This is a genomic window from Clostridia bacterium, from assembly GCA_019683875.1.
Classification (GTDB): domain Bacteria; phylum Bacillota; class Sulfobacillia; order RBS10-35; family Bu92; genus Bu92.
Window position 1 is genome coordinate 1 of record JADGHN010000129.1, and the last position, 4,460, is coordinate 4,460.

A 4,460-nucleotide genomic window follows, 5' to 3' on the forward strand; every position below is an offset into this window, starting at 1 on the left:
GCCGCCACAAGCCGTACATCGGCTTTTGCGCTACGGGCGCGCTCGCTTGGGGATGATGGCGATGGGACCGTCCTGCACCGCGCTGCGCGGCGCGAACGGCTGACCAGGCTCGTACTGTTCGAGGAACTCGATCACTTCGCGCACGATCTGGCTGGGCGTGGAGGAGCCGGCCGTGACGCCCACGGTCTGAGCGCCCTGCAGCCACTCCTCCCGCAGCTGGGAAACGTTGTCGATGCGATACGCCGGCCGTCCCGCGACTTCCCGCACCACCTGGACCAGGCGATTCGAGTTGTTGCTGCGCTCGTCCCCGACGACGATGACCACGTCGCACTGGCGTCCCTGCTCCACCGCCGCCTGCTGGCGCAACTGCGTGGCGAGGCAGATCTCGTTGTAGACCTTCGCATCCGGGTAGCGTTCCAGGACCTTCTGGACGAGCCGCTCCGTGTCCCACTGGCTGAGGGTGGTCTGCGTGACCACGGCGACCTTTTCGGCCGAGAGGCGCAGGGCGGCCAGATCCTCTTCCGTTTCGATCAGGTGGACCCTGCCGGGCGCCTGGCCCATCGCGCCCTCCGGCTCCGGGTGACCCTTCTTGCCGATGTAGATGATCTCGTACCCCTCGGCCACCCGCTCCCGGATCACCTCGTGAGTCCGGGTGACGTCCGGGCACGTCGCGTCGAACACGGTCAGCCCCTTCCGGCGCGCCGCCTCCTTTACCTGAGGCGAGACTCCGTGGGCGGTGAAGATGACGGTGCCGCGCTCCACCTGCTCCAGGAGCTTCAGGCGGTCGGCGCCGTCCAGGGTGATGATTCCCTCGCTCTCCAGCCACTCGACGACGTGGCGGTTGTGGACGATCATCCCCAGGATGTAGATCGGGCGCGGCACGTTCTTGTCGGCGGCGACCCTCTGCGCGAGGGTCATCGCGTCGACGACGCCGTAGCAGTAGCCGCGCGGCGTGATCTTCACCACGCGCATGGGCGACGCCCCTTCCGTGTCCAGTATAGCGGTCGACGCTCACCGGATGACGATCAGCGGTCGCAAGGCCTCCAGCTTTTTCGGCCCGATCCCCGACACGCGCGCAAGGTCGTCGACCGAACGGAACGGCCCGTGCGCCTGGCGTTCCTTCACGATGCGCTCGGCGAGCTCCGGACCGATGCCGGGCAGCGCCTCAAGGACGTCCGCGCCCGCATGGTTGATGTCGACCTTCGCCGGCCCGCTCCCGCCGGCGGCCGACGCCCGCCCAGCCACCGTCTCGCCCTTACGCGGAATGTACACCTGCTGGCCGTCCGAGACCGGCTCGGCGAGGTTCACGGCCGAGAGCTGCGCGTCGGCGGCCGCCCCGCCGGCCGCTTTCACCGCGTCCCAGACGCGCGCTCCGGCCGGCAGGATGTACACGCCCGGAGACCGCACGGCGCCGGCGACATCGACGACTGCCACATCCCTCTGCCCGTCCCGTTCGACGTCGCGCCACCCGGAATACGGTCCGAACGCCTCCGAGGGCCGCCCCGCCCCGTCCGCGGCTGCAGCCGTCGCCCCGGCCTCCGATGCCTCGCTCCCGGGTCCCGCGCCGGCGACCTCGCTGCCGGGCGCTCCGCCGGGCGGGGCGACTTCCGACGCCGCGGCGTTCCATTCCCCCAGCGGATCTGCGGGCATGGCCGCCGCTGCGCGCCAGGCAAGGAGCCCCAACCCCAGCGCCGCCACCATCAGGGCGACCGCCGCCCAGGGCCGGCCGGCCCCCTGTTCAACCCATCGCACGCGAATCCCCCCATGCGGGGGGATTCGTCATCACGGCTTCCAGTTCCTTCCAGTTCCTGCCGGCCGCCGGTTTTCCGCCGCCTCCCGCGCCCGCCTAGACGACGAAGTTCACCAGCCGGTCCGGCACGGCGATCGCCTTCCGCACCGTCTTGCCGGCGAGCAGGGCCTGGACGCGCGCGTCCGCTTGCACGGCCGCCAGCAGCGCGTCGCGGTCGAGACCGGCCGGCACCTCGAGCCGCTCCCGCACGCGCCCGTTGACCTGCACGACGATCTCCACGGTGTCGTTCACCGTCAGGGCCGGATCGTGCTTCGGCCACGGCTGGACGTGGACGCTGTCCTCGTGGCCCAGGCGGTGCCAGATCTCCTCCGTGATGTGCGGGCAGATCGGCGCCAGCAGGAGCGTCAGCGCCTCCACCGCCTCCCGCCACGCCGGCGTGCGCTCGAGCGCCGTGTGGCGCGCCCGGGCGAGGTCGCGCGAGAACTCCATCATCGCCGCGATGGCGGTGTTGAAGCGGAACTCCGACAGATCCTCCGTGACCTTCTTGATCGTGCGGTGCGTGAGCTTGCGCAGCTCCCGCTCGCCGAACGGCGCCGCCCCGACGACCTCGGCCTCCGCCGCGGCCGCGACCGGGGCGTCGCCCTCCGCCGGCTCCTCGTCCACGGCGATGCGCCACACGCGGTTGAGGAAGTTCGCCACGCCGTCGATGCCGCCCGGCTGCCACGGCCCACCCTGGTCCCACGGCCGCATGAACATCAGGTATCCACGCACCACGTCTGCGCCGTAGTGCTCGACGAGATCGTCCGGGTCGATCACGTTGCCGCGCGATTTGCTCATCCGGTGGCCGTCGGGGCCGAGCACGATGCCCTGGTTGAAGAGGCGCGGGAACGGCTCGGCGTGGTCGACGAGGCCCATGTCGCGCAGCACGCGCGTGAAGAAGCGCGAGTAGAGGAGGTGCATCACGGCGTGCTCCACGCCGCCCGTGTACTGGTCGACGGGCGTCCACCGGCGGGCGAGTTCGACGTCGAACGGCCCGTCGCTCTTGTGCGGATCGAGATAGCGGTACCAGTACCAGGACGAGTCCACGAACGTGTCCATGGTGTCCGTCTCCCGCTGCGCGGGGCCGCCGCAGTTCGGGCACGTCGTGTTGAGGAACCCTTCGTGATGCTTGAGCGGCGACTCGCCGGTCGGCAGGAATTCGGCGTCCTCCGGCAGGAGCACCGGCAGTTGGTCCTCGGGGACGGGGACGGTGCCGCAGCGGTCGCAGTACACGATGGGGATCGGCGTGCCCCAGTACCGCTGGCGGCTGATGAGCCAGTCGCGCATGCGGTACTGCACGGCGCGACGCCCGATGCCTCGCCGCTCGATCTCGTCGGCCAGCCGCTCCCGGGCCACCTCCGAGGGCAGACCGTCGAACGGCCCCGAGTTCACGAGGGTGCCTTCCTCGGCGTACGCGGAGCCGAGTTCCTCGCCCTGCCAGCCGGGCGGCGCCACCACGACGCGGATGGGCAGCCGGTAGCGGCGGGCGAAGTCGAAGTCGCGCTCGTCATGGCCGGGCACGCCCATGATGGCGCCCGTGCCGTAGGTGACGAGCACGTAGTCCGCGATCCAGATCGGCACCCGCTCGCCGGTCAGCGGGTGGACGGCGTAGGCGCCGGTGAAGACCCCGTCGCGCACCTTTTCCGTGGACAGGCGCTCCACCTCGGACTGGCGGGCCGCCTTGTGCCGGTACGCCTCGACGGCCTCCCGGCACTCCGGCGCCGTGATGCGCTCCACAAGCGGATGCTCGGGCGCCAGCACGACGAAGGAGACGCCGTAGATCGTGTCGATGCGGGTCGTGAAAACCTCGAACGTGTCGTCGCGGCCGTCGACCTGGAACCGGAACTGGACGCCCTCGCTGCGGCCGATCCAGTTGCGCTGCATGGCGAGGACGCGCTCCGGCCACTCCAGCCCGCTGAAGTCCAGGAGCTCGTCCGCGTACGCGGTGATGCGGAAAAACCACTGGTCGAGCTCCTTCTTCACGACGGGCGTGTCGCAGCGCTCGCAGAGGCGGTTCTCGCCGACCACCTGCTCCCGCGCGAGGGTGGTGTTGCAGGTCGGGCACCAGTCGACCGGCGCGAACTTCTTGTATGCGAGGCCTCGCTTGTAGAACTGCAGGAAGAACCACTGGTTCCAGCGGTAGTATTCGGGGTCGCACGTGACGATCTCGTGCTCCCATGCGAAGGACGCCCCCATGGAGCGCATCTGCCGCCGCATGTTGTCGATGTTGCGGTACGTCCAGGCGTGCGGGTGGACGCCGCGCTTGATGGCGGCGTTTTCCGCCGGCAGCCCGAAGGCGTCGAAGCCGATGGGGAAGAAGACGTTGTACCCCTGCATACGCTTGAAGCGCGCGTACGCGTCCGTCGGCGAGAGCACGTACCAGTGGCCGATGTGCAGGTCGCCGCTGGGGTACGGGAACATCGTCAGCATGTAGAAGCGCGGCTTGGGCGCGTTCGGGTCCCACTTGTAGAGGCCCGTCCGCTCCCAGTGAGCCTGCCACTTCTTTTCGATGGCGCGGAAATTGTAACCCGGCATCGTCATCCTCCTCCGCGCGATCGCGGCCGATCCCCGACGCGGCCGTCCGAAAAGCGGGCGGCCCCGTCCGCTTAGGGACGGGGCCCCCCCCCGGGGCCCACCCTAATAAATTACTAGATCTTTTACACAGCAGAAG

Annotated in this window: 3 protein-coding genes; all 3 read right to left on the minus strand. The window is 69.8% G+C overall.

Going from position 1 to position 4,460, the window contains the following annotated elements; all coding sequences use genetic code 11:
- Window positions 1-30: 30 nt before the first annotated feature.
- Window positions 31-972, minus strand: coding sequence for a 4-hydroxy-3-methylbut-2-enyl diphosphate reductase (locus tag IRZ18_08645; GenBank protein MBX5477172.1), 942 nt, complete (start codon window positions 970-972; stop codon window positions 31-33).
- Window positions 973-1,011: 39 nt separating this feature from the next.
- Window positions 1,012-1,752, minus strand: coding sequence for a ComEA family DNA-binding protein (locus IRZ18_08650; protein MBX5477173.1), 741 nt, complete (start codon window positions 1,750-1,752; stop codon window positions 1,012-1,014).
- A gap of 94 nt (window positions 1,753-1,846) precedes the next feature.
- The gene (locus IRZ18_08655) at window positions 1,847-4,324 is read right to left on the minus strand and encodes a leucine--tRNA ligase (protein ID MBX5477174.1); all 2,478 of its coding nucleotides are present in this window, start codon (window positions 4,322-4,324) and stop codon (window positions 1,847-1,849) included.
- Between the last annotated feature and the right edge of the window lie 136 nt (window positions 4,325-4,460).

What these genes read in the sequence shown, in the direction of transcription:
- IRZ18_08655 (MBX5477174.1), bottom strand. Translation starts at nt 4,324, where the DNA reads ATGCCGGGTTACAATTTCCGCGCCATCGAAAAGAAGTGGCAGGCTCAC.
- IRZ18_08645 (MBX5477172.1), bottom strand. Translation starts at nt 972, where the DNA reads ATGCGCGTGGTGAAGATCACGCCGCGCGGCTACTGCTACGGCGTCGTC.